Source organism: Bradyrhizobium sp. HKCCYLRH3097, from assembly GCF_051167875.1.
Lineage (GTDB): Bacteria > Pseudomonadota > Alphaproteobacteria > Rhizobiales > Xanthobacteraceae > Bradyrhizobium.
The window spans coordinates 1-25,325 of sequence record NZ_JBNPTX010000008.1 but is presented as its reverse complement, the minus strand read 5'-3'; the positions used below and the strand labels follow the sequence as shown (position 1 = coordinate 25,325).

Sequence of the window (25,325 nt, the reverse complement as noted above, 5' to 3'; positions counted from 1 at the left end):
TAGACTCGACCTCTTCCTCGGAGCTTGGCTGCAGACGTGAGTGAACGGCGGAAAAATCAGCAGGCGCAGGCGCTGCAGGAAGCCATCCACGCGCTACGCGCGCGGCAGTTCGCGCGCGCCGAGCAGATCGCCGCCTCGATTCTGCGCACGGCCAGGACCGACCGCGCCGCGCTGCTCGTCCAGGCCCATGCGCTGCTCGGCCAGCAGCGCGCGAACGAAGCGATCGCGGCGCTCGAGAAGGCGGCGCTCCGCGGCAGCGATCCGGAGCTCGAGACACTGCTCGGCGCCGCCTTGTGCGAATCCAGACGCGCCGCCGACGGCATCGCGCAGCTGCGCAAGACCGCGGCGCGGCGGCCGCCTTTTCTGCCGGCGTTCCAGGAGCTGGCGGGGCGGCTTGCCAAATCGGGACAGCTCGGTGACGCCATCGCCGTGATCGAGGAGGCGCTGACGCTGTCACCCGACAGCGTCGACCTCCAGCTCGATCTCGGACGCCTCTCTCTCCAGGCCAATGACCGCGTCCGTGCCCGCACGCACCTGTTGGCGGCGCGCGAGGCCGCGCCGGGACGGCCCGACATCCTGATCGAGCTCGCCTGGGTGCAGTTCCTCGACGGCGACTATGCCGAGGCCGCAGGCACCTACCGCCATGCGCTCGGCCTGCGGCCCGAGGACACCCAGACCCGCGCCAACCTCGCGATGTGCCTGATGGAGATGGGCGACCGCGCCGGGGCCGAGGCGGCGCTGCGCACGGTGGTGCGCGGCCGGCCGCATCTGTTGAGCCGCGCGGCCTATACGATGGTCGTCAGCTCGCATGGCCGCTTCTTTTTCCGGCCGAGCGATGCGGCGAAGTTCCTTCAGGTCGACGGCGCGGCCGCCCTCAAGCCCTGAACCGCTTGCGATAGACGCCGGTCTCGCGCTTCAGCGCCTCGCGCACCTCGTGAATCTCCGCGATTTCCTCTTCGGTGAAGGCCGAGATCTGCATCGTCCAGGCCTGCCGCTTCACCGGAATGCATTGCGCGACCGGCGTGCCCTTTGGCAGCACGCCGCGGAACGACGTGTCGTGCCAATGCGCCGGAAAATGCACGAAGCTATCGTGAAAGCGGTCGCTGTCGACGAGGCCGGTCACGGTGGTGAAGGGCAGGTCGAAGCGGTTGACGGGATGCGTGAACAGCAATGCCCAGCCCTCCGGCGCCTCGATCGTCCAGAGATTGTGAAACTTGAGCAGGAAGCGGTCGGCCTCGAACAGCGGCGAGCCCGTGACCTGCGCGACGTCGTGGAAGCTGATCGGCGAGCGCGGAAAATCGATCGCACCGCCCGGCGGCAGCTCGTTGTCCCAACCGATCCCGCCATCCTCGACCGTGAGGTCACAGACCAGCGGAATGAGGAAGCCCGTCGTCATCGCGTCGATGAAGGGCGGGCAACGCTTGACGGTCTGCTCCTCGGCCTGGTTGAGCGCGCTGAACGCGGTGGCCGGCATCGTCTTGACCCAGTCGGGAACGCCCATCGGCGCCGGCACCGGCTGCGGAATGAGGTCTTCCAGCTCCTTCGGACAGCGAAATTTCAGCGTGAGCGGATCAGTCTCGGACATGGGCGCCGCGGCTCTTTCGTGGTCGACGGTAGAGGTCTACGCCTTCGGCGCCGAAAGTCCAACGGCCGAGCCTGGGCTTGTCTCTGCTCTATCTCGTCAGATGCGCCTCGGACACCGCATGATTGAACATCGCGTTCAGCGCCGACGTGATGTCGGCGGGCGTGTTCGCCGTATAGAAGAATCCCGGCGAGGCGCAGGCCTTCAGGCTCGGCGGAATCGAAGGAATGTTGCTGTTGGCATAGTCGTCTTCGTCACCGGCGAAGGATGCGTTCACCGGATTGATCACCTGATAGGGAATGTAGAGAACTGAGATGATGATGCCGCGGTTCTTCAGCGGTGTGCAGGAGGTGTTCGGATCGATCACGGTGGCATGATTGCTGCCGGACCATGAGCCATTGGGCACGCCCTTCACTTGCGGGTCTTGCGCGCCGTCGGTGACCAGGAACACGTAGGGCAGGGTATTGGTCGAGGCGCTGCCGTTCCCGACATTGACGATCAGGTTGTTGACGCTGGACAGGGCCGTGTCGATATGCGTTCCGCCCGAGCCGAGAGATGCGTTGGTGTTGGTGTCGAGCAGCGTCGCAAGGTTGGCCGCCGCATAGTTGATGGTGGTCGAATCCGTCGTCGAGCCGTTGATGCTGCTGGTGAGCGGAAAGTAGGAATAGAGATATCGGATGAAGGGGTAGAGCCCGATCCGGAACTGGTTGTTGACCTTCTTGGTGTTGTTCGCCGTGACAAACAGCTGGTTCACGGCATAGCCCACGGCATCCAGCCTCAGCTGGATGCACGCATCCGTCCCATCGGTCGGGCAGTTCGCAACGGTCGCCAGGTTCTTGTACAGTGAGTTCGGCAGGCCGGACACGATCGACGACGGCAGTTGAACGCCCATGGGGTAGTTCTTGTTGGTGGTCAGCAGGTTCTTGTAACCGCTCTGGCTGACGCGCGAGATCGCATAGCCCAGGCAATAATTGTTCGTGGGATATCCCTGGGTCCCTGAATCGGTGCAAGCGCTATTCTGCGGCGAAAAATGGCACGCCAGCGTGCATCCCGTGGGGTATTGCCTGTAGTTGTCCGGGCTGATGGCCTGCATGCGCTGTGCTTCGGACGATGTCGACGGGAGGCCCATCGAGCCCGAGACGTCCAGCGTCAAATAGAAGTCGAGATAGAGTGGCAACGTGACGGAAGAGGACGATTGGCCGCTGACCGTCAGATTCTGATAGCCGATCACCGTCAGGAACGTGGCCGGCACGTTGGCGGTGAATTGCACCTGCGACGTCAGTGTGGACCCGCTCTTGGTGACGGTGCTGGTCTCGGACGTCAATGTGTAGCCTTGAAAGGTAGAGGCGTTGCCCTTGAAGATGTTGTCCGCCTCCGCGACTCCGGCGGTAACGGTTCCGTCCGACGTCATCGCCATCGCCGCTGTATAGCCTGCCGAGTTGACCGAGATCGAGGCGATGCTCGCGGCATCCGCCGCAGACTGGAGCCTGATCTTCATGCGCATGGCCATGGAGTAGTCGGTCGCGCATCCGATCGCCGTGAGAATCGGCAACAGCGCCAGCGCGAATGTGACCGCGATATTGGCCTTGCTGTCGCGGGAGAAGCGCGCGATGGCGGCGATCGCCCGGCTCGCTGGTCGGCTGATATCCGTCATGCTCTTCCTCAAAAGATCCCGTTGGGGCGGTGAGGACCTGTATTCTTTTCCTTGTTGGCGGTTCCCCCGCGGCGATCATCTCCGCGACTGCTTCAAGGAGACCTGCGGTGAGAACCGGGCAGGAGCCCGCCTCCGCCCGCTCCCCCGGCCGTGAGCAGAGGGTCACGCCGTCGCGCGCGGGACCACATGTGGATGTATGCGGACGCCGATTGCGACTTCGGTTGACCTGCGACGAAACATCGCAGGCGACTGTTGCGATTTTGTTTACGTGGCGAGAGAGAGGCGCCGTCCTCCAATACCGTGCCAGCCCATGCGTGCGCCTGTCGTCAGCGCGGAGCCGCGCCGACGATCCACGGAGCAGCCGCCGCTACTTGGTCGACAGCACCTCGCCGAACCGCTCCCACTGCTTGCCGGTGAAACGCATGAACTGCACCTGCTCGACCGGGAGGTGGTCGGTCTCTGACGTGTTGACCTTGATGCCCGGCAGCAGCATCGGCAGTTCGAGATCCTTGATCGACAGCGCCTGCCGCAAAATGTTCTCGCGCGACAGATCGTTGCCGGCCGCCTTCAGCACTTGCTCCAGTACCATGCCGTTGTTGTAGCCGTTGACGTAGTTGGAATCGCGGATGTCGCCGTCGGGCACGTATTTCGCCATATAGTCGCGCCAGCCCTTGACGCCGGCATCGTTGGCCCAGGCGGGATCCAACGGATCCTTGACGTAGGCTGTCGAGATGATGCCGGTGCCGGCCTCCAGTCCCGCCGGCTCCATGACCGATGACATCCACACCGAGACGTTGGTCAGGAACGTCAACGGCCGCCAGTTGATCTCGAAGGTCTTGCGGATCGCCTGCGCGGCGAATTTCGGCGTCGCGGCGATGATCAGCGCATCGGCGCCGGTCGATTTCAGCTTCACGATCTGCGAGTCGATGGTCGGCTCCGTCGACTCGTAGCTTGCGACGGTCACCGTGCTGTCGAAGCGCTCGCCGAGCACGTCCTTCAGCCCGGCGAGATAGTCGCGGCCGAAATCGTCGTTCTGCGCGAGAATGGCAAAGGTCGAATCCGGCTTCTTCTGCAGCGCGTAGCGCGCATACATCCGCGCTTCGTTGCGGAACGGCGCCATCACGCCCATCAAGGCCAGCGGAAATTGCGCAGGGTCGCCGAACTTCGAGGCGCCCGAGGCCACGAACAGCTGCGGCACCTTCTTGCCCTGGAGATACTTGGCGATCGCGGTGTTGTGCGCGGTGCCCATGGTCGAGAAGATGAACAACACCTCGTCGCTCTCGACCAGACGTCGCGTCTGCTCCACGGTCTTGGGCGGCACGTAGCTGTCGTCCAGCGAGATCAGGTTGACCTTGCGGCCGTTGATGCCGCCGCGGTCGTTGATCATCTTGAAATAGGCCACCTCGCCCTTGCCGAGGATGCCGAAGGCGGACACCGGCCCGCTATAGGGCATGGTCTGTCCAATGCGGATCTCGCTGGCGGTGATGCCCGGCTGATCCTCCGCCCGAGCGGGTACGGCGAGGACGGACGCGGCGACCAACAATCCTGCCGCTGCGATGGCGCTTCGCATGGATACCTCCCTGATGGCCGCGCTGCCGGCGGCGTTTTGGCGCTGAGCATAGGGGCATGGCGGAGGCCGTGCAATTAAAATATATTTTTTGATGAAAATATACTTTTAGGCTTTGCTAGTGTGAATTGATTGTCCCGCGAGAGTGAGTCGATGTCCGGCAGCGCCACCCAGACCGTCTACGAGCAGTTGCGTGCCAGCCTGCTCGCCGGCCTCTATCGTCCAGAGGAGAAGCTGAAGATCAGCGAGCTCGGATCAGCCTTCTCGGTCAGCACCGGGGCGATCCGCGAGGCGCTGGCGCGGCTCACGGCGGAAGGGCTGGTGACGGCGACGCCGCAGCGCGGCTTCCGCGTGGCGCCGGTCTCGGTGGCCGATCTGCGCGATCTGACCGACATGCGCGTCGAGATCGAGACCAAGTGCCTGCGCCGCGCCATCGCCAACGGTGATCTCGCCTGGGAGACCACGGTCGTTGCCGCGCATCACCGTCTGGCCGCGACGCCGATCGCGGCCCATGACGGCAGCTTCTCGCCGGCCTGGATGCTGGCGCATGCCGATTTCCATGCCGCGTTGGCCCAGGCCTGTGGCAGCGCCTGGATGATGCGGGTGCGTGATCTCCTGTTTGCACACAACGAGCGCTATCTCGATCTCGCCCGCAAGACCGATCGCGGCGACCGCGATGCCGCGCGTGAGCATCGCGAACTGATGGAGGCGGCGCTGGCGCGCGACACCGAGCGCGCGGTGACGCTCATGATGGCGCATCTCGACAAGACCCGGGACACGATCGAGGCGGCGCTGCTCGCAGCGACGGCGATGAATGAGGCGAAGTAGGATCATATCAGGACGCAGACCGCGAACGTCTTCGCGATCCGTCCCGAGCCGGATGTCACCAGCCGAATGACCGAGGGTCGCCTGACGGCTGCGGCCACTTCATTCGGGGTGACGATGTACTTCGGCTGGGAAACGGGAAACGTCGAATTGCTCGCGCCGCGTATAGATGCGATCGCTCAGCGCGACACGAACCACCGTGCCTCGCGTGCGGCCGTCGTCCATCCTTGTCGTCGACATCGTGCTCCGTTCAGGGCGAGCTAATACGAAGATTCAACTTCTTCGAGCGTCGGCGCTTCCCCCGTCTCGATGCAACTGCAAATCCGCCGTCAGTGTTAAGCGGCCTTCATGCCGGGCATGCTGTGCATTCAAGGATGCATTCACCACGCGCCGATCTCTCCAAATTTGGAAACGCCCCGGTAACGCACCGTCCCTCTAGTTAAGTCCACTAACGACATTCAGGAGGAGACATTGATGATGATGATTGTGCGGAAGCTGGTTGGTCCCCATGCGCTCAATTCCGGATTTGGTCTGGTGACCATGTTCTCATTGACGGGCGTGGTCGCTTCTCTCGTGCTGGTCCAGCACGGGGTGAATGTCAGTCCGCCCGCGATGTTCTGATCGGACGGCTCACGACTGCTGACCTTGCCCCAGTTCGGAACGAACTGGGAGTTGGTCCGCAAGACCGGTCCGTCCCGATGTCTTGCGGGCTGCCTGCAACCTATTTCAAGACAAAGTGCCACGGACAGGTCATTCAGGCCGTGAACCGCTCTTCCTGTCGCGTGATCCGATCAGCTCGGCGACGAGCGGATTGGGATAGCGGCGCTGCTGGCTCACGGCGAAGAACTGCTCCTTCAGCGCGCTCAGGCGGGCGCGTTCAACCAGCACGCCGGTACGCAGCTCGTCGATCACGACGATCGACGGCACCAACGTGACGGTGCCGCTCTCGCGGGCCATCAGGCGCAGCATCGCCATGTCGTCGACCTCGGCGGCGATGACCGGACGGATCCCGCTGGATCCGACCAGCGCATCGAAAGCGGAGCGCAGCGCACTGCCTCGGCCGGGCAGGATCACCGGCGTCGTTGCCAGATCCTGCGGGAATCGGAATCGCGCGGGCTTGGCCGGCTTGCGGCTAACGAGGCTGACGCGCTGCTCATCGATCAGCGTGTTGTCGAAATTGCTGCGCATGTCTGGCGCCGCCGGATGGTTGGCGAGCACGAGATCGAGCTTGTGGGCGTCGAGCTGCTCCAACAGGTCGCTGAACTGACCGGTGTGGATGATCAGCTCGACGTCGCCGCGCCCGATCAAGGGCTTCAGGAACGCGATCTGGAAGTTGCGCGACAGGTTCGCCGCGGCGCCGACCCGCAGCAGCTGCCGTCCCGGCCGCAGGCCCGACAAGGTCTCGATCAGCTCATGGCCGGACTTGAACACGCTGCCGGCATAGTCGAGCGCGATGCGCCCGGCCTCGGTGAGCTGCAGGGTGCGTCCAATGCGCTCGAACAGCTTCTGCCCGAGCTGCTCCTCCAGCGCCTTCACCTGCACCGACAGCGAGGAGGGCGAGACGTTGAGGCGCTGCGCGGCGCGGCTCATGCTGCCTTCGCTGGCGATGATCCAGAAGTAGCGCAGGTGGTGGTAATTCAGATGCGGCACGCAATCATTCTATATTTTATAACGATCAGGTTCAATGATTGAAATTTTAGGAATGAACTGCAGCCCGTAAAGCAAGAGGGAGAGATCGTCCCCTTGTGATCAAACGACCGGGCCGCCATGAACCAGCTCCTTCCCTGTCTTGCGGCGCTTGCGCCGCTCACGCTCGTGGTCGTCGCACTCGCCGGCACCGGCGGCAGCGCCAGAACCGTCGCACGTAACGCGATCGCGACCGCCGCGCTCGCATTCGCCCTTGCCACTCTCGCGAGCCTCGGCGCAGCGGTCATGGGGGCAGGGCGGACGCCACTGCTCGGCGGCTACGGCCTAGGGCTGTCGCTGCAGCTCGATACGCTCGGCGCCATCCTCATCATGCTGGTCAGCTTCATCGGCTTCGTCGTCGTGCGCTACAGCTGCAACTATCTCGACGGCGATCCCGGCCAGGTCAGGTTCACGCGCTGGCTGCTGCTCACCCTGGCCGCGGTGCTGACCTTGCTGATCTCCGGAAACCTGGTGCTGCTGCTGGCGGCCTGGATCGGCACCAGCCTGGCGCTCGGCAAGCTGCTGCTGTTCTACGACACCCGTCCGGCCGCGGTCCGCGCCTCGCGCAAGAAGTTCGTGGCGAGCCGGCTCGGCGATGCCTTCCTCGCGGTCGCGGCGCTGCTTCTCTACCTCCGCTTCGGCACGCTGGAGCTCGCCAGCCTCGCTGCGCAGGCCCGCGGCGGAGAAGGGGCGGGATCGGCGATTGTCACGATCGCCGCGCTGCTGATCGTCGCGACCGCGATGCTGAAATCCGCGCAGCTGCCGCTGCATGGCTGGCTGATCGAGGTGATGGAGACGCCGACCCCGGTGTCGGCCCTGCTGCATGCCGGCATCATCAATGCCGGTGGCTTCCTGGTGCTCAGGCTCAGCGACGTGCTGCTGCTGGCCACGCCCGCGCTCGACGTCCTCGCGGTCGTCGGTGGCGCCACCGCTCTGTTCGGCTCGCTGGTGATGCTGACGCAGACCTCGGTCAAGGTTCAGCTCGCTTATTCGACGGTGGCGCAGATGGGCTTCATGCTGCTGCAATGCGGGCTCGGCGCCTTCTCCGCGGCGCTGCTGCACATCGTGGCGCATTCGCTCTACAAGGCGCACGCCTTCCTGTCGTCGGGCAGCATCATCGATCTCGCCCGCGCGTCATGGACGCCGAGCCCCGGCGGCCAGCCGCACGCCGCAAGGCTGATCCTGGCCTTGGTCGCGGTGATCGGCCTCGCGCTACTGACGGGGCTCGCCTTCGGCATGACGCTCCGCAGCAACCCGGCGCAGATCGCGCTCGGCTCGGTGCTGCTGATGGGGCTGGTGCACCTGATGGCCAACGCGATCGACGAGCGGCCGAACGCCTTCGTCATCGCCCGCGCCGCGGTGACCGCAGCGGGCGTCGCGATCGTCTACTTCGCGCTGCAGGCCGGCACGGCCTGGCTGGTCGGCGGCAGCATTCCCGCATCGCGGCCGGTCGATGGTGTCGTGCCGATGCTGATCGCGGCGGCCGTGGTGGTCTCGTTCGCGGCGGTGACCGTGTTCCAGAACCAGATGATGCGCCGCGCCGACGCGCCGTTCTGGATCGCGGCCTACGTCCACCTGCGCAACGGCCTCTATCTCAACACGCTCGCCAACCGCCTCGTGCTGACGGTTTGGCCGCGAAGCGCGACCTCGCACCTTCCGTCCAAGCCGTAAGCCGGAGATGAAGATGACCCAGGCTGCCCTTGCCATGTCCATGACCGACCCGATCGACACCACCGCCGATGCCGGGCTGATGGCCCGCATCGACAGCGCCTGCCAGCGGGTCGCGCCGCTGTGGCCGCTGAAACACTTCGTTGCCGTCAATCCGTTCCTCGGCTTCACCTCGCAGAGCTTCGCCGCGACCGCCGCGACGTTCGAGCGCGTGGTGCGGACGCGGATGCTGATGCCGCGCGACTACTATCGGCAGGCGCTCGACGACGGCCGGATCGACGATGAAGCGCTGGCGCAGGCGCTCGCGCTGCATCCCTCGACCGGGCTCGATGTCGACGCGCTCAAGCAGAAGGCGCGCGCCGAGGCCGGGCTGTCGTCGCCGCCCGCTGTCGTGGCGACGGTCGCCGAGGTGCTCGACCGGCTCGCCGAGGGCGATCGCTACGTCTCGCTGGTCGCCTTCATGATCGACGAGATCTCGGCGTTCTGCGCCACCTATTTCGACGAAGGCCAGGCGAGCTGGCCAAGCCCGGTGCGCAAGCTGAAGCCCTATGCCGCGTGGCGGACGATCGCGGCCTATGACCGCAATCCCGAGGTGATGGGGCTCACCGGCTTCCGCAAGGCGATCGCGGAGCTGCCGGCCGATCCGGTGCAGGCGATCGGTCTGATCGTCGACCGGCTCGGCATCCCCGCGCGGGCAGTCGAGGACTATCTGGTGCGGGCACTGTTCGATCTCGGCGGCTGGTCGGCCTATGCCCGCTACATCGGTTGGAACGCGCAGCTCGACGGTCGGCGCGACGAGACGCTGCTGGAGCTGCTGGCGATCCGGCTCGCCTGGGGCTACGCGCTCTATCAGGCGCGCACCGACGACGCCTTCAAGGCGGCCTGGGCGGAGGCCATGGCGGAAGCGGCGAAGCTGCCGGCCGATCAGCGGCTCGACGAGACGCCGGAGCTTGCGATCGATCTCGTGCTGCACGAGGCCTATGAGATCGCCTTCCGGGCGCGGCTGGTCGGGCAGCTTGCCGCGCATGGCGCAGAGGCGGCGATCCCGCGGCTGCCGGCGCGGCCGGCGTTGCAGGCCGCGTTCTGCATCGACGTGCGCTCGGAGATCTTCCGGCGCGCGCTGGAGACCGCTTATCCGGAAGCCGAGACGATCGGCTTCGCCGGATTCTTCGGCTTCCCGATCGAATACGTCCCGATCGGCCATACCAGGGGCGGCGCGCAATGCCCGGTGCTGCTCAAGCCCGCCTTTGTCGTTTGCGAGGCCGTCAAGCATGCCGATGACGTCGAGGCGGCCGAGGTGCTGGGTCTGCGGCTGCTGCGGCGGCGGGCGGCCAAGGCCTGGAAGTCGTTCAAGGTCTCGGCCGTCTCGTCGTTCTCCTTCGTCGAGACCGCCGGCCTCGGCTTCGCCGCCAAGATCGCAACCGACAGCGCAGGTGTCACGCGTCCCGTGCCGTCACCCGTCGTTGATGGTCTCGATCCCGAGATCGCGGCCCGCGTCCAGCCGCGGCTGACACCGGGCGAGCTCGGCGGGCGGGCCACCGGCTTCACCGATCCGCAGCGCGTCGCGATGGCCGAGGCGGTGCTCAAGGCGATGTCGCTGACCGGGCCGTTCGCGCGGCTCGTGCTGCTGGCCGGTCACGGCAGCACCACCGTCAACAATCCGCACGCGTCGGGGTTGGATTGCGGCGCCTGCGGGGGCCATACCGGCGAGGCCAATGCGCGGGTCGCCGCCGCCGTTCTCAACGACTGGCGTGTGCGAGAAGGTCTGCGCGCCAAGGGCATCGACATCCCCGCCGATTGCTGGTTCATCGGAGCGCTGCACGACACCACGACCGATGCCGTGACCTTGTTCGACGAGGACGACGTTCCGGCCGTGCTCGCGCAGGATCTGTCCCAGCTGAAGGCACGGCTCGCGGACGCTGCACGGCTGGCGCGGCAGGAGCGCAGCGCGCTGCTCGGCATCAAGGACGTATCCGACATCGATGACGCGGTGATCGCCCGGAGCCGCGACTGGTCGCAGGTGCGGCCCGAATGGGGGCTCGCCGGCAACGCCGCCTTCATCGCCGCGCCGCGCGCCTTCACCCGCGGCCTCGACCTCGGCGGCCGCGCCTTCCTGCACTCCTACGAGGCCGCCCGTGACGACGGCTATCGCACCCTCGAGCTGATCATGACGGCGCCGATGGTGGTCGCGAGCTGGATCAACCTGCAATATTACGGCTCGACCGTGAACAACGCTGCCTTCGGCAGCGGCAACAAGGTGTTGCACAACATCGTCGGCCAGCTCGGCGTGCTCGAGGGCAACGCCGGCGACTTGCGTGTCGGGCTGCCCTGGCAGTCGGTGCATGACGGCACGCGCTTCATCCACGAACCCATCAGGCTCAACGTCTTCATCGCCGCGCCGGAGAGCGCCATGGACGAGGTCCTGCAGCGTCACCAGGGCGTGCGCGATCTCGTCGTCAACGGCTGGGTGATCCTGCATTCCCTCGGAGAGCAGGGAGCGATCCGGCGTTGCGTGCGTCCGGGCGTCTGGACCGCGGCGTGAAGCCGGCGGTGCGCCCCATGATCAGCAGGCCGCACCGTCGCGTGACCTCACAGCGTCTTCAGGTACTCGATCAGGTCCCAGCGCTCGTCCTCCGAGAAGGCACCGCCGATGATGCCGTTCGGATAATCCTTGTTGGGCTTCGTCGGCCCTTCGAAGGAATGGCCGAGCGTGCTGTTGCCCTTGATCGGCTTGCCGCTGGAATCGCTGGTCACGAACAGCGTCTGTCCGACCTTGCACGTGCTCTCGCCGCCCTTCGGCACGGCGAAGCCGACCGGCTTCGGGTCATAGTCGCGCGCGCCCTGGCAGAACGATGTCGGCCGCTCGGCAGCCGGCGTCAGCAGCCAGTACAGCGACGGCACCGAGCCGTTGTGCAGATAGGGTGCGGTCGCCCACACGCCGTTGAGCGGGCGGGCGCGATAGCTCTTGCCGGCCGGGTTGGGGCAGTTCCTGCGATCGCCCCACAATGCGGCCCGCTCCGCCTCGGAGATCTTGCGGTCCTCCATCCATTTGTCGCTGGCCTTCTGCACGACGGCCATCAGCGCCAGCGCATAGGGCATCTCCGTGGTCGAGCCCTGCGGCAGGTTGCAGCCCTTCAGGTCCTTGGCCGGATCGACCTCGAGGAAGCCTGCCACGTTGACCTTGCGGTTGGCGAGAATGCTCGCCTGTCCGGGGTCGGTCTGCATCGCCTCGACGGGCTTCTGCACGAGGTCGAGGATCGGGCCCTTGGCGTTCCAGCCCTTGCTCTCCCAGTCATCGGCCGGCTTGATCTTCCAGAAGCTCTTGTCCGGATAGGTCTTGTCGAACACGGTGTCGGCGACCGGGCCGAGATGGCACTCGACACAGACAGCCGCATAGAGCTTACGGCCGCGTTCGACGCGGGCCGGATCGATCTTCCAGGCGTCGTCGCCGGCGAACAGCTTCTCCGGCCATTTCGGCGAGGTCAGCCCGCCGAACGCGGGCGTCGTGGTCGCGAACGGATCGGGACCGCGCAGCATGTTCTCGATGTAGAGCAGGTTATCGATCGCCATCGACGAGCGCCACAGTCTGTCGCTCGCGGTCTTCGGTGAGAAGTTGATCTGTGCGGAGACGCCGAGCGCCTCGCCGGCATTGCGGATCAGGGGCTGCGCGATCGATCCGTCATATTGCGCCCAGGAGAACCACGGCACGGTCCAGATCGGAGGGTAGGACACCGGCGCGTCGATGGCCTCCTGGTTGTCGAGCATGTTGGGCAGACCGCTCGAGGCCATGTCGAGGTAGAATACCTGGTTGCCGATGCGGTTCAGCGCGTCGAGCCGGCCGAAGCCTTCCTCCGTCTCGGTCTGGCCCTTGGCTTCGATCGTGGTCTTGTAGTTGTTGGCCTGCATGTTGAGCGCGAAATCGATCGCGGCCTTCAGGCCCTTCTTCAGGCTCGCGCGATCGGCGTCGGACGCATTCGGTCCGAGCACGCGATCGGCAAAGCGCGTGAAGCGGCCGGGCACGTATTGCGTGAAGATCATCGCAAAGCCCATGGCCTCTTCAAGCTTGCGCAGGTCGACCATGCCGGGGCCGCCGTCGAAGCGTACGCTCACACCCTTGTAGTGGATGCTGCCGGAGTGACAGGCCGCGCAGGTCAGGCCGATCTTGTCGGACTGCGCGGCGCCGGTGGCGGGATCGGTCGCGCCGGTTAGCCGGGCAAAGCCGACCGGCAGGCCGCCTTCGTTGCCGGCCGGGGTCGGCTTGAGGCCGGCGGGCAGTGGCGCTGCGGGCTCGGTCTTGGCAGCCGTCGCGGCGTAGCCGAACGGCCGGAGGACGCTTGGGTCGCCGTCGACGCTCTTCGGGCTCGGGATGAAGCCGAAACGTTCGAGATAGGCGCTGTCGGAGATCAGGCCGGGCGTGCCGAACGGCGCCAGATAAGGCTGCTCCATCGCCATGAACCAGGCGTAGGGAATCGGGAAGGTCGCGGTGCCCTGCGTCACGTGGTGAAACCAGTGCCGGTCCTGCGTGGTCCAGCCCTGATCGAGCCAATAGGCCGCCCTGGTCGGCTCGGTCTCGGGCAAAGCGGGCGGGATCAACGCCGCGACCTTCTTCGGCAGAACCTTGCCGAGCTTGTCGCTGACGGCGTCGGGCGCGGCCACCCAGGCGAGTAACACGGCGGCGCCGGCCAGCACTGCCGTGCCCACGAGCGCCTTGCCGATACGCCAGACGATGTTCGCGGGCTTGGGCTTGGCCATCAGCCGCGCGGCGATACGCTGCGGCAGGCGGCGGTCGACGAACAGCGTGCGGACCTCGGCAACGGAGAGATAGCGGCCGTCGCCCTCGCCCTTGCCGAGGATGTTGAGCAGCACCGGCCATTCGCCCTGCATCAGAATGGGGAAGTACCAGCGCGCTCGGTCGCCGTCGCGCGTCAGATTGGCCTTCATGAAAGTCTGGATCTGCGCCTCGTTGAGGCCGCGCTCGGTGCCCCCGTTGGGATCGGGATAGTCGCTGCCGAAGCTCGCGAACCGGTCGATCTCCTCGGGATGAACCTTGGCCTCGGCGTCGAGAATGCGCGATCCGCCGCCATGTTTGTCGAGCGGGCCGTTGCGCAACTGGTCGAGATCGGCGCCGGACCACAGGCTCTTCAGCAGCCGCAGCGGCGACAGGCCGTTCGCGATCAGCGCAACGCCAAAGGTCTCGATGCCGACGAGCCGCTTCTTGAAGCCGGTCTCGCCGCTCGCCGCCTCGACCCGGTCGCCGATGGTCTTCAAGGGGACGCTGTGGCCGTCGACGAAGCCGCCGGCGACGAGCGCGCGCAGGAAGGGACACGGGTTGTCGGACGAGACCGGAAGCTGTCCGGGCAGGGCGTCACGGGCGCGGGCGCTGTCTTCTTGCATCGAAGAACATCCTTGGAAAGCACCTGAGTGATGAAAACGAAATCACGCAAACAAACGAGGGCGACGCCGAATTGCGCCGAGGAACGGGCGGATCGGCCGCCGTCTGAACGCTACAATGCAATCGTGAATGATTGGCGCAACCCGCCCAAGTGTCAACCTCAAGTCGCGATCGCGCTATTCGCCCGCGAACTTGGCCTTGGTGTCCACCAGGGTGAGCTTGGTCAACGGGATGCCGGCCTTGGTGAGGCCGTCGCGATAATGCGCGATGTCGGCGGGATTGCGCCAGCGGATGTTGCTCAGGAGGCGCTCGATCGTCATCCACGGATGCTGGCTCAAAAGTGCCGCGACGGCCTCGCCCGCTTCGACCGAGCGTCCGAGCTGCGCCAGCGCGGCGGCGCGGATGGCGAGGCACTGCAGATGGTTCGGGTTCTGATAGTGCGACTCTCGCGCCCAGGACAGCGAGGCGTCGTACTGGCCGAGCATGTAATGGCTGAACGCGCTCAGCACCGACCATTGATAGCGCGGATCGCTGTTGCCGCGCTGGGCCGCCACCGAGAACAGCTCGATCGCCTGGCGGTGCTCGCCGGCGACGAGATGGCAGACGCCGAGCACGCCGCGCGCGCCCATGTCATAGGGATTGAGCTGCAGCGACTTGCGCGCCGCCTCCATCCCGGCCTCGACCCGGCCCTGCATGGCATGGACATAGGCCAGCAGCGAATAGGAGAAGGACGAGCGGGAATCGAGCCGGACGCCGGCCTCGGCCAGCGCCATTGCCTCGTCCCACAGCTCCCGTGAGTTCCTGATCCAGCCGAAATGGATGCCCTGCAGCAGGATGGTGCCGAGATAGGTGTGGGCGATCGCAAGACCTGGGTCGATCCTGATCGCCTCGCGGAACAGCGCGATCGAGCTCTCGTAGTCGGCCTTGGTCGGCTGGTAGTAGTGCGACAGCCCGCGCAGGAAGCGATCCCACGCCGTGAGGTCCGTGGTCTTGGACCGCACCGGCACCGCCGCCTCCGCGCGATAGATCTCGGGGATCAGCGCGGTGCAGAGGTTGGCGGTGATGTCATCCTGCACTGCAAACAGGTCGCCGATGTCGCGGTCGTAGCGGCCGGCCCAGAGCTGCTCGCCGTTCTCCGGCGCGACCAACTCGGCGGTAACCCTGATCTTGTCGCCGGAGCGCCGCACCGAGCCCTGGATGAGATAGGTCGCATCGATCTCGCGCGCGATCAGGCGGGCACTCATGCCGGCATGCTTGAAGGCGAAGGTGGAGTTGCGGCTGAGCACCCGGAAGAACGACTGCAGCGACAGCGCATGGATGAGGTCTTCCGCCAGGCCGTCCGAGAAGTATTCGTCGGTCTCGCCGCTGAGATTGGCGAATGGCAGCACGCCGACGATGGCGGTGCGGTATTGCGCCGGCAGGGTCGTGGCGGACCGCTGCTCGCGGCTCTTCTCCGGCGAGGACGGATCCCAGGTCCAGACGTTGATGGTGTCTTCGATGTTCTTGAAGCGGAACGGCCCGCGGTCGACGAAGGTGACCGTGAGGTGCTTGCTGGCTTCCTGGTAGGCCTTGTGGGAGACGGCAATTCCGCCGGGCGGTGCTGCGGCTTCAAGCCGCACCGCGGTGTTGACGCCGTCGCCGAACACCTCGTCCTCATCGAAGATGACGTCGCCCATGTTGAGGCCGAGGCGAAACTGCATCACCCGGTCGGCCGGCAAATGAGCATTGCGCTCGGCCATCAGCTTCTGCACCTCGACGGAGGCCGCGATGGCGCCGACGACGCTCGGAAATTCCAGGAGAAACCCGTCCCCTGTGTATTTCACGATGCGGCCGCCGTGATTGAGGATGATCGGGTGGATGGCGCCGCGATGGGCCTTGAACGCGGCATGGGTTCCCGCCTCGTCGGCGCCCATCATCCGCGAGTAACCGACCACATCGGCACAGACAATCGCGGCCAGCCGTCTCTCCATTCCGTCTTTGCTCCTACTCAGGGCGATACCACGGCAACAGCGGTCGAATCCAATCAATTTGCGGAAGCAATGTGTAGGCCATGTGGCGGGCCGGCGACATTGGACCCGATTGGCTCAGGTCAGCCCGGCCTTGATCAGTCCGTCGCGGTAGTGGTCGATGTCGTCCCGGCGTTTCCATCGGATGTTCTTGATGTGGCGGTCGAGCGTGAGCCAGGGGTATTGCGCGTGCAGCACGTCGACGGCGTCGCCCGCCTGGTCGGTCGCACCAAGCTGCGCCAGGGTCGCCGCGCGGATCGTCAGCGCCTGCAGATGGTTCGGGTAGAGAAACAGCTCCTCGCGGGCCCAGGACAACGCCGCCTCATAGCGGCCGAGCAGGTAGTGGCTGTAGGCATTCAGCGCCGGCCATTGGTAGCGCGGATCGCTGTTGCCGCGCTGGGCCGCGATCGAGAACAGATCGATCGCCTGCTGGTGCTCGCCGTTGACCATATGGCAGAGCCCGAGCACGCCGCGTGCGCCCATGTCGTAGGCATTGAGCTCGGTCGCCTTGCGCGCCGCCTTCATGCCGTCGTCATGGTCGCCCTGCATGGCCTGCACGAAGGCCAGGATCGCATAGGCGAACGAGGAGCGCGCGTCGAGCCGCACGCTGTCCAAGGCCAGATTCTTCGCCTCCTCCCAGAGCTCGCGCGAGCCCTTGATCCAGCCGAAATTGATGCCCTGCATCAGAATGGTCGCGAGATAAGCGTGCGCGAGGCCGAGCGTGGGATCGAGCGCAATGGCTTGCCGAAACAGCGAGATGGAGATCTCGTAGTCGGCCTTGGTCGGTCGGTAGTAGTGCGACAGACCGCGCAGGAAGCGGTCCCATCCGGTCGGGTCGGTCGCCGGCGCACGGACCGGAATCGAGGCTTCGACACGATAGATCTCCGGCATCAGCGCCGCGCATAGGCTGGTGGTAATCTCGTCCTGCATCGCGAAGAGATCACCGACGTCGCCGTCATAGCGACCGGTCCACAATTGAGCGCCGGTCTCGGGCGCGATCAGCTCCGCCGTCACGCGGAGCTTGTGACGAGAGCGCCGCACCGTTCCCTGAATCAGGTAGGTCGCGTCGATCTCGCGTGCGACCAGGCGGGGATTGAGGCCGCGGTCCCTGAAGCGAAACGTCGAGGTGCGGCTCAGGACACGAAAGAACGATTGCAGCGACAGCGCATGGATCAGGTCGTCCGCGAGCCCGTCGGCGAGATAGGCGTCGGCGTCGTCGGAGAGGTTGACGAATGGCAGCACGCCGACGATCGCGGTGCGATATTGCGGCGGCAGGCCGGTGACGCTCGTCCCGGCCCGGATCGCCGCCTCGCTACCCGGCTCCCATGTCCACGCCTGCACCGGCTCCCGCAGGTTCTTGAACTGAAAGCTTCCGGCGCTGGTCAGCTTGACGGGGAGTTGCAGGCCGGCCTCCTCATAAGCCTTGGCCGAGACGGCAACACCGCCCGGGACGGCGATCGATTCCAGATTGACGGCGACATTGATGCCGTCGCCGAAGGCCTCGCCGTCATCGACCGTAAACTCCCCCTGATGGATTCCCAGCCGGAAGCGCATGTTGCGGTCGGACGGCAGATCGGCGTTGCGCTCCGCCATCAGGGACTGCATCTCGATCCCGAACTGGATGGCGCTGGCGGCGTTGGCGAATTCCAGCAGAAAGCCGTCGCCGGTGTGTTTGACGATGCGGCCGGCGTGGTTGAGGATGATCGGATGGATGGCGCCGCGATGAGCCTTGAAGGCGGCGTGCGTGCCGTCCTCGTCAATCCCCATCATGCGTGAATAGCCGGCGACGTCGGCGCAAAGGATGGCAGCGAGGCGTCTTTCCATCACATCGTGCTCCCGCCTCGCGCATACCACGGCCGAGGCGGCCAAATCCAACGCTTTTCCAGAACCCATCGCGGCACCTCGCCCTGCGGCCCCGCGCCGGCCTCTGCGGCGCGAGACGGCAATGCCGAGGCCAGGTATGGTTAGACCGTTATTGTTAGGAAATGTTCAATCATGCTCGGCATTCACGATCTGCCTTTGTTTCTCGTCTCCGGGCTGCTGCTCAACATCACGCCGGGTCCCGACACCGCCTACATCGTTGGCCGCAGCGCGCAGATGGGCTGGCGCGGCGGGGCCGCTGCCGCCTTCGGCATCAGCACGGGCTGCCTGGTTCACGTGTTCGGAAGTGCGATCGGGCTGTCGGCGCTGCTCACGGCCTCCGCGACGGCCTTCGCGACGGTGAAATGGGCCGGTGCGGCCTATCTGGTCTATCTCGGCATCACGCAGCTTCTGGCGCGGCGGCCGGACGCCGCCAGGGCGAGTGATGCGACGTCGATGCCGGTGGTGACGCTGCGCCAAGCGTTCTGGCAGGGCGCGCTCACCAACATCCTCAATCCGAAGGTCGCGATGTTCTTCCTCGCCTTCCTGCCGCAATTCGTCGCAGCCGAGGCGCCGCACAAGGCGATCGCCTTCCTGCTGCTCGGCACGATCTTCATCGTCAACAGCACGATCTGGTGTCTCGGCGTTGCCGTCGTCGCGGCCCGTGCAGCGCGCCGCGTGCGCGACTCGTCCGCCGCGCTGCTCTGGCTCAACCGCACGATCGGCGGGCTGCTGATCTATCTCGGCGTCCGGATCGCGATGCTCGAGGCGCGCTGACTTACCGGAGCAGCTCGACGACCGCCGTGCCGGCGAGATACAGGCCGAGCAGGATCATGGCGATCAGGAACACACGGCGGAACGCCTCGGCCGGCAGTCGGGATCGCGCCGCTTGGCCCGCGAACATGCCGACAAAGGCGCAGGCCATCGCGACCGCGCCGGGCAGGGCGGTGGCCGTGCTGAGCAGGCCGGAGCTCGTCAAGTTGAAGGCCAGCGTGACGGTGGCGACCGTGAAGAACACGCCGAGGGCCTGGACCAACTCGTCCTTCTCGAGCCCGATCGCCTGCATGTACGGCACAGAAGGTACGACCTGCACGCCGGTGGCGGCCGAGATCAGCCCGGTGACGAGGCCGACGATGCCGCCGACCCATTTCTCGTGCGGGGGCGCGACCTTGAAGGCGAGCTTGGTGAGACCGAGCAGGGCATAGAGCATCAGCAAGACGCCGAGCGCGACGTTGCCCCAGCGGGTCGAGGCATGGCTGAGCGCGCCGGCGTTGAGGCAGATGCCGATCGCGGTCCCCAGCATCAGCGGCCATAGGCGCCTGGCGATATCGCGCAGATAGGGGCCGGCGAAGGTCTGCCAGATGTTGGTGATCACGGCCGGTACGATGACTATGGCGAGCGCCCGGCCCGGCGGCATGGCGACCGCGAGCAGTCCGACCGAGATGGTCGGCAGGCCGAGGCCGAGCGCGCCCTTGACGAAGCCGGCCAAAGTGAGCGCGAAGGCGATGAAGATGAGGATGGGGTCGATCATGGTCGGCACATTGACCAGACTGCGCCGACGACACAATGTGGAGGTTACGGAGCAAGCCTTCGTCCAAGGCTGAGGCAGGATGACCATGCGTTTCGATCTGGTCGATCTCAGGCTGTTCATTGCCGTGGCCGAGGCCCGCAGCATCACTGGCGGCGCCGACCGGGCGCATCTGGCGCTGGCCTCGGCGAGCGCGCGGATCAAGGGCCTGGAGGACGCGTTTGGCGTCGAGCTGTTCAAGCGCGGCCGGCGCGGCGTGGAGCTGACCGCGGCGGGCGAGAGCCTGCTCGATCACGCCCGCATCATCATGGCCAATGTCGAGGCCATGCAGGGCGAGCTCTCGGGCTTCGCATCCGGCCGTCGCGCCAACGTGCAGCTGCTCGCCAATACCGTCGGCCTCGCCGAGCATCTGCCGAAGGCGCTGGCGGCCTTCCTGCGCGAGCATCCCGACATCAACGTCGATGTCGAGGAGCGCGAGAGCACCGAGATCGCCGAGGCGATCGTGTCCGGCAGAGCGGATCTCGGCTTTGCGGCGGAGCACGCGCTGCCCGAGACGATCGAGCGCTTCGCCTTCGGCGAGGACCGGCTGATCCTGGTGGCCGGACGGCGCAGCCCGCTCGCAGCGCGCCGACAGATCGACTTCAGCGAGACCGCGGGGGAGGATTTCATCGGCCTCACGCAGGGGACGGCGCTCAACGTCCATATCGGCCGGCACGCCGCGCGGCTCGGCATCCGCCAGCACGTGCGGGCCAGGCTGCGCGATTTCGACGCGATCTGCCAGATGGTGGCGGCCGGGATCGGCATTGCCGTGGTGCCGGAAGCGGCGGCGCGGCGTTGCGCGCGGTCGATGCCGATCAGCCTCGTCGCGCTGCGCGACGCCTGGGCCGATCGGCGGCTCGTGATCTGCGCCCGCAGCTTCAAGGCGCTGCCGCGTCCGGCGAAACTGCTCGTCGAGCATTTGCGCCGGGCCGCCGCGTGAGGCGCCCGACGACCGGCCGGATGTCTCCGTTCCGCGCGAGAGGCGGGGAGCCAAGCCGGTGGAGGCGGGCTCAGCCCGCTGCCAGCCGCTTCAGCGCCGCTTCGTGGACGCGCTTGTCGCCGGCGGCGACGATCCGGCCGCCGTTCTGCGCCGGGCCGCCTTCCCAGTCGGTGACGATGCCACCGGCGCCGTTGATGATCGGGATCAGGGCGGCGATGTCATAGGGCTTGAGCTCGGTCTCGATGACGAGATCGAGATGGCCGGCGGCCAGCATGCAATAGGAGTAGCAGTCACCGCCATAGCGCGACAGCCGCGTCTCGGCCTCGACCCGGCCAAAGGTGGCGCGATCGGCCTCGTTCATCAGCAGCGGGCTCGTCGTATAGCACACCGCATCCCCGAGACGCTCGCAGCGCCGGACCGAGAGCCGGCGCTCGCCGCCGCCGTTCTTGTAATTGGCGGAGCCGTTGTCGCCGGCGAAGCGCTCGCCGATGAAGGGCTGGTGCATCATGCCGAACACCGGCGTGCCCTTGTGCAGCAACGCGATCAGCGTGCCCCAGGTCGGGAAACCGGCAATGAAGGATTTGGTGCCGTCGATCGGATCGAGCACCCAGACGTAGTCGGCGTCCTCGCGCTCATTGCCGAACTCCTCGCCGACGATGCCGTGCTGAGGAAAGTTCGCCTTGATCAGGCGACGCATCACCGCCTCGGCGGCGCGGTCGGCCTCGGTCACCGGATCGAAATCGTGCCGGTTGCTCTTGTTGTCGACCAGCAGCGAGGTCCGGAAGAACGGCAGGATGGTTTCGCCCGACGCGGTCGCCAGACGACCGATGAAGGCGGAGAAATCAATGACCGTCACAACGCGTCCTTGGGTGAGGGAATCGGGTGGCTCTAAGCCCGGTTATGCCTAGCTCAAAGCGGTCGGGGGCGCATCCGGATATGGAACACCAGCGTGGCATCATGGATACCGTTTGGTGTCCGGCCGCGCTGGCCGGGCGCGGTTGAGCCGTCGCGGGCCTCTGATGTGAAACTGAAAGCGAAACCGGCGTCCCCCTCCGATCGTTTGGAATCTCCAATCAAGCCATTGACTTCTATGATGAAAAGAAGAGCTGTTTCGCGCTGAACGCAACCCGGCCTATGTTTTTTTGCATGGAGAAAGGCGGAAAAACTCTTGCGCTTTGTGCAGCGCGATTGCATATTGTTGCGGTGCGGTAGCGCTTCGCGTTATCGCTGCCCTCCTTGGGCGTTTCCTCCCTAGACTTGGGCCGCTTGTCATTCAAGCGGCCCTTTTTTTTGCGCCGACGCCACCGGCCGAAATCGCTCGGACCGAACGCGCAGTCCTCTATTCCGCCGCCGCCTGGAACGGCCCGAGGTCGCCGAGCGGCACCGTCGCCAGCACCTCGGCGAGCACGGCGAGATCGGAGGCGACCTGGGCGAAGCGCGGTCCGCGCTCCCTGCGGCGCTCGTCCATGTAGATCGCGCGGTTGAGCTCGATCTGGATCGCATGCAAGCCCGTGGCCGGATTGCCGTAATGCTCGGTGATGAAGCCGCCGGCATAGGGCTTGTTGCGGCCGACCGAATAGCCGAGCCGGCCGAGCACGTCCTCGACCAGGTCCGGCAGCAGCGACGCGCAGCTCGTGCCGTAGCGGTCGCCGATCACCATGTCGGGCCGGCGCGGCTCGTCGCGCGAGACGCCGACCGACGGCATCGAATGGCAGTCGACCAGCACCACGGTGCCGAACTGCTGGTGCACGCGGTTGATCAGCCGGCGCAGCGCGCGGTGATACGGCTTGTACAGCGTCTCGATCCGGTGCAGCGCCTCGTCGACGCTCAGCCGGTCGCGATAGATCTCCTGGCCGTCGCCGACCACGCGCGGGATCGTGCCGAGGCCGCCGGCCACCCGCATCGAGCGGGTGTTGGCAAAGCTCGGCAGCCGCCCGGTGAACATCCGCGGATCGAGCTCATAGGGCTCGCGATTGACGTCGACATAGCAGCGCGGGAAATGCACGCGAACGACCGGAAAGCCGCGCAACAGGAGATCGGCGATCAATTCGTCCATGAACGAATCTTCGGAGCGCCGCAGCGCCGGCAGATCGATTCGCGACGCCCTTAGGAAATCGTCGGGGTAGGCCGATCCGGAGTGAGGGGAATTGAAGATGATGGGCGCGCGCCATTCGGTCGGCTCCATGATCTCGAACGGCGGCAATTCGCCATCAAAGTCCGTCATCTCTGGGCGCCGTCCCCTTGGTCACGTGCGTCGATGTCACGTCCGTTGATGCGCCGGTATCCTCCGGCCGATTCGTTCTGGACAACGCAGGCACTGCTCTTGCCAACGCGCATCTTCGATAATCCGAGCCGGTCTGCCAAGCGAAAAGCAATGAAAAAGTTCATCTCGCGTTTGGAACAACTCTGAGCTGGCGTGCTGCTTCGGTCGAAGACCGCACCTTCAGCCCTCAAAATGCCTTGCCGATGTCGGATCAAAAGGCGCAATCTTTCACCCGAAATTTACCGCCCGTCAGGCTTAGTGGCGGCAACGCTCCGCCTCTCACCCGGACCAGACAACCCTCGCCATGCACAAAATCCTGCTCGCCGAAGACGACAACGACATGCGCCGCTTCCTGGTCAAGGCATTGGAAAATGCCGGGTTCCAGGTCTCGCCCCACGACAACGGCATGTCGGCTTACCAGCGGCTGCGCGAGGAGCCGTTCGAGATGCTCTTGACCGACATCGTGATGCCGGAGATGGACGGCATCGAGCTGGCGCGCCGCGCCTCCGAGCTCGACCCGGACATCAAGATCATGTTCATCACCGGCTTCGCCGCGGTCGCCTTGAACTCCGATTCGGAGGCGCCCAAGAATGCCAAGGTGCTGTCCAAGCCGGTGCACCTGCGCGAACTCGTCAGCGAGGTCAACAAGATGCTGGCGGCCTGAGCCGCCAGGGACACACCTCCGGAACTGGCGGATTATTCCCAATTTCGGCATTTTGCGTCCTTGCCTGCCTGCGTGGGAGCCGATATAGGGACGCCCACCCGAACGGATATTGGATTAGGGCACGTAGCTCAGCGGGAGAGCACTACCTTGACATGGTAGGGGTCACAGGTTCGATCCCTGTCGTGCCCACCATCGGCCGATCCGGCCGGTGACCCAGCCTCGTTCGATCCCACGATCATTGAAGATCCTCTCACGTCGAAGCCAAGGATCAGCCGTGGCTCGCGTCGCGGGTCCGCCAGCCCCAGGGCAGGGCGACCATAGTCGTGAATTCATGCGTCTGTCCTTCTCTCGCCGCGTCGTCCTGGCCGGGCTCGTCCCGCTTGCGCGGCCGCGGCCGCTTCGGCGCGGCAAAGGCCCGGCCATCCACATCGCGGGGTTTGCACAGACAAGGGTGGGATGCCCGGGCGCTTCGCGGTGCCGCTCTTGCGCTTCATCGGCGGCCTGCTGATCGTCGGACGGCTGTGTCGGTGGATGCTGCGGTCTGGATTTTCAGACATGGCTTCGCTGTCTCGCGGCGCGCTTTGCGTCCGAGCTGTTCTGATCGACCACCCTCTTCGTCGAAGAGGGCACGGGGAATGCCGGGCGCTGGCCGCACCCATGGCCCGCCTGCAGAAAAAAAGCAGGCGGCAGTCACCACAGGTTCAGCCGAGAACACCCGGCATTCCCCGCGCGATGGTTTTGACGGCTGCTTCGCGATCTCCCCGGTGCGCCGGGCTTTCTGGCCACCGTATCGCACAACGTGCTTGCGCACATTGCGCTGGGCATCAGCATCGGGATGCCAGGACCACGCGACTTGACCGTGCGCATCGACGTCGTTCGTCGGCGCGGCTCAGCCACGCTGCAACATCGACGCGCCCACCGCATCCCGCCTCGACGTTCGTGACGACCGCGAAGCGCCCCTCTTGTGAGACGGGACGGGGAGATAGAAGCATGAATTCTGGAAAAAAGAAACAAGAATCTTCATGCTCGGGAGACTGGACAGAGACATGTGTTTGAGGCCGCAGTCAAAACGAGTTTTTCTGGCGTAGGCGATCTGGATGCGGATGAGGGGCAAAGAGACGACCGCGCGCCAATGCCGACAAGACCGGCTCCCCGATCTGAACCGGACGAAAGCACTTGGCGCACTCTATTGGAAGGTCGCCGTTGTCATGCGAACGACCTCCAGCAAGAGGGTTAGACGGAGTGTGCCGCAGGTACGACTTTTACCATCTCGTTTTTGAGATCAAGTCCCTTCCATATTTCGAGTTCATCAGAGTCTTCATAGGCAATGCAGAGGCAGACATCGTCTCGCCCACCGGTTCTACGGGCAAATTCGATGCTGTGAATGGGGGCAGAGATAGATAGCGAAGAGTTTAGCGGCACGCTGACGATCATGCCGGCCTGAATCTGCCCACCTGCCATCTCGCCAGCCAGAACAAACAACCGGCGACTTTCAAGGGCGAAGGTCTCGTTCACACGAAAGCTGAACATCAGGAAGACCTACATCATGATATCGTGCTTGTCTCTTCCTTGCTGATTTCGTTGAAAAAGTCAGCAGTTGCGACGCAGAGATATCGGTGATTCAGTCTGTCTAGTGGGCAGGACTGAAGGT

At 65.4% G+C, this 25,325-nt stretch carries 19 protein-coding genes and 1 tRNA gene; 9 read left to right on the top strand and 11 right to left on the bottom strand.

The window, feature by feature from the left end:
• The first annotated feature begins 36 nt into the window (after positions 1–36).
• Positions 37–885, top strand: a complete 849-nt coding sequence (locus ACQR0U_RS20015; RefSeq protein WP_315716560.1) for a tetratricopeptide repeat protein — start codon at positions 37–39, stop codon at positions 883–885.
• On the opposite strand, the gene ACQR0U_RS20010 is transcribed toward ACQR0U_RS20015, so the two are convergent.
• The 3 genes from ACQR0U_RS20010 to ACQR0U_RS20000 all read right to left on the bottom strand — a co-directional run bounded on the left by ACQR0U_RS20010 (position 875) and on the right by ACQR0U_RS20000 (position 4,806).
• The gene (locus tag ACQR0U_RS20010; RefSeq protein WP_434843604.1) at positions 875–1,585 is read right to left on the bottom strand and encodes a hypothetical protein; all 711 of its coding nucleotides are present in this window, start codon (positions 1,583–1,585) and stop codon (positions 875–877) included. The two genes, ACQR0U_RS20015 and ACQR0U_RS20010, sit on opposite strands and share 11 nt — an antisense overlap.
• A gap of 88 nt (positions 1,586–1,673) precedes the next feature.
• On the bottom strand, positions 1,674–3,236 hold the full coding sequence (locus ACQR0U_RS20005) for a TadE/TadG family type IV pilus assembly protein (RefSeq protein WP_434843603.1): 1,563 nt from the start codon (positions 3,234–3,236) through the stop codon (positions 1,674–1,676).
• Positions 3,237–3,603: 367 nt separating this feature from the next.
• The gene (locus tag ACQR0U_RS20000; protein WP_434843602.1) at positions 3,604–4,806 is read right to left on the bottom strand and encodes an ABC transporter substrate-binding protein; all 1,203 of its coding nucleotides are present in this window, start codon (positions 4,804–4,806) and stop codon (positions 3,604–3,606) included.
• Between the two features lie 150 nt (positions 4,807–4,956).
• Here ACQR0U_RS20000 and ACQR0U_RS19995 point away from each other — a divergent pair, with 150 nt between their 5' ends.
• Positions 4,957–5,631 (top strand): GntR family transcriptional regulator, encoded by a 675-nt coding sequence (locus ACQR0U_RS19995; protein ID WP_434843601.1) that lies wholly within the window; start codon positions 4,957–4,959, stop codon positions 5,629–5,631.
• A 471-nt stretch (positions 5,632–6,102) separates the two neighbouring features.
• Positions 6,103–6,249 (top strand): hypothetical protein, encoded by a 147-nt coding sequence (locus ACQR0U_RS19990; protein WP_315716719.1) that lies wholly within the window; start codon positions 6,103–6,105, stop codon positions 6,247–6,249.
• Between the two features lie 129 nt (positions 6,250–6,378).
• On the opposite strand, the gene ACQR0U_RS19985 is transcribed toward ACQR0U_RS19990, so the two are convergent.
• Positions 6,379–7,278, bottom strand: a complete 900-nt coding sequence (locus ACQR0U_RS19985) for a LysR family transcriptional regulator (protein WP_315716565.1) — start codon at positions 7,276–7,278, stop codon at positions 6,379–6,381.
• Between the two features lie 117 nt (positions 7,279–7,395).
• Here ACQR0U_RS19985 and ACQR0U_RS19980 point away from each other — a divergent pair, with 117 nt between their 5' ends.
• On the top strand, positions 7,396–8,985 hold the full coding sequence (locus tag ACQR0U_RS19980; RefSeq protein ID WP_434843600.1) for an NADH-quinone oxidoreductase subunit L: 1,590 nt from the start codon (positions 7,396–7,398) through the stop codon (positions 8,983–8,985).
• A gap of 13 nt (positions 8,986–8,998) precedes the next feature.
• Positions 8,999–11,524 carry a YbcC family protein gene (locus tag ACQR0U_RS19975; RefSeq protein ID WP_434843599.1) on the top strand — a complete coding sequence of 842 codons (2,526 nt, stop codon included), beginning with the start codon at positions 8,999–9,001 and terminating at the stop codon, positions 11,522–11,524.
• A 47-nt stretch (positions 11,525–11,571) separates the two neighbouring features.
• Here ACQR0U_RS19975 and ACQR0U_RS19970 read toward each other — a convergent pair whose 3' ends face one another.
• The 3 genes from ACQR0U_RS19970 to ACQR0U_RS19960 form a co-directional block, all read right to left on the bottom strand.
• Entirely contained in the window at positions 11,572–14,376 is a 2,805-nt protein-coding gene (locus tag ACQR0U_RS19970) for a di-heme-cytochrome C peroxidase (RefSeq protein ID WP_434841657.1), read from the bottom strand.
• Between the two features lie 174 nt (positions 14,377–14,550).
• On the bottom strand, positions 14,551–16,344 hold the full coding sequence (locus ACQR0U_RS19965) for an adenylate/guanylate cyclase domain-containing protein (RefSeq protein WP_315716569.1): 1,794 nt from the start codon (positions 16,342–16,344) through the stop codon (positions 14,551–14,553).
• Positions 16,345–16,458: 114 nt separating this feature from the next.
• The gene (locus tag ACQR0U_RS19960; RefSeq protein ID WP_434843598.1) at positions 16,459–18,204 is read right to left on the bottom strand and encodes an adenylate/guanylate cyclase domain-containing protein; all 1,746 of its coding nucleotides are present in this window, start codon (positions 18,202–18,204) and stop codon (positions 16,459–16,461) included.
• A gap of 171 nt (positions 18,205–18,375) precedes the next feature.
• Here ACQR0U_RS19960 and ACQR0U_RS19955 point away from each other — a divergent pair, with 171 nt between their 5' ends.
• Entirely contained in the window at positions 18,376–19,017 is a 642-nt protein-coding gene (locus tag ACQR0U_RS19955; RefSeq protein ID WP_316167848.1) for a LysE family translocator, read from the top strand.
• Position 19,018: 1 nt separating this feature from the next.
• Here the strand turns inward: ACQR0U_RS19955 and ACQR0U_RS19950 are convergent, their stop codons facing one another.
• The gene (locus ACQR0U_RS19950) at positions 19,019–19,771 is read right to left on the bottom strand and encodes a sulfite exporter TauE/SafE family protein (RefSeq protein WP_315825434.1); all 753 of its coding nucleotides are present in this window, start codon (positions 19,769–19,771) and stop codon (positions 19,019–19,021) included.
• Positions 19,772–19,856: 85 nt separating this feature from the next.
• Between ACQR0U_RS19950 and ACQR0U_RS19945 the strand changes: the two genes are divergently transcribed.
• On the top strand, positions 19,857–20,747 hold the full coding sequence (locus ACQR0U_RS19945) for a LysR substrate-binding domain-containing protein (RefSeq protein ID WP_316171344.1): 891 nt from the start codon (positions 19,857–19,859) through the stop codon (positions 20,745–20,747).
• Between the two features lie 70 nt (positions 20,748–20,817).
• Here the strand turns inward: ACQR0U_RS19945 and hisN are convergent, their stop codons facing one another.
• Together hisN and ACQR0U_RS19935 are read right to left on the bottom strand one after the other, a co-directional pair.
• Positions 20,818–21,603, bottom strand: a complete 786-nt coding sequence (gene hisN / locus ACQR0U_RS19940; protein ID WP_434843597.1) for a histidinol-phosphatase — start codon at positions 21,601–21,603, stop codon at positions 20,818–20,820.
• Between the two features lie 483 nt (positions 21,604–22,086).
• Positions 22,087–22,971, bottom strand: coding sequence for an N-formylglutamate amidohydrolase (locus tag ACQR0U_RS19935; RefSeq protein ID WP_315716574.1), 885 nt, complete (start codon positions 22,969–22,971; stop codon positions 22,087–22,089).
• Between the two features lie 343 nt (positions 22,972–23,314).
• Between ACQR0U_RS19935 and cpdR the strand changes: the two genes are divergently transcribed.
• Both cpdR and ACQR0U_RS19925 read left to right on the top strand, forming a co-directional pair.
• Entirely contained in the window at positions 23,315–23,674 is a 360-nt protein-coding gene (cpdR, locus tag ACQR0U_RS19930) for a cell cycle two-component system response regulator CpdR (RefSeq protein ID WP_006610087.1), read from the top strand.
• A gap of 117 nt (positions 23,675–23,791) precedes the next feature.
• Positions 23,792–23,866, top strand: a tRNA-Val gene (locus ACQR0U_RS19925).
• 1,041 nt (positions 23,867–24,907) lie between these two features.
• Here the strand turns inward: ACQR0U_RS19925 and ACQR0U_RS19920 are convergent.
• Positions 24,908–25,204, bottom strand: coding sequence for a hypothetical protein (locus tag ACQR0U_RS19920; RefSeq protein ID WP_316173110.1), 297 nt, complete (start codon positions 25,202–25,204; stop codon positions 24,908–24,910).
• Between the last annotated feature and the right edge of the window lie 121 nt (positions 25,205–25,325).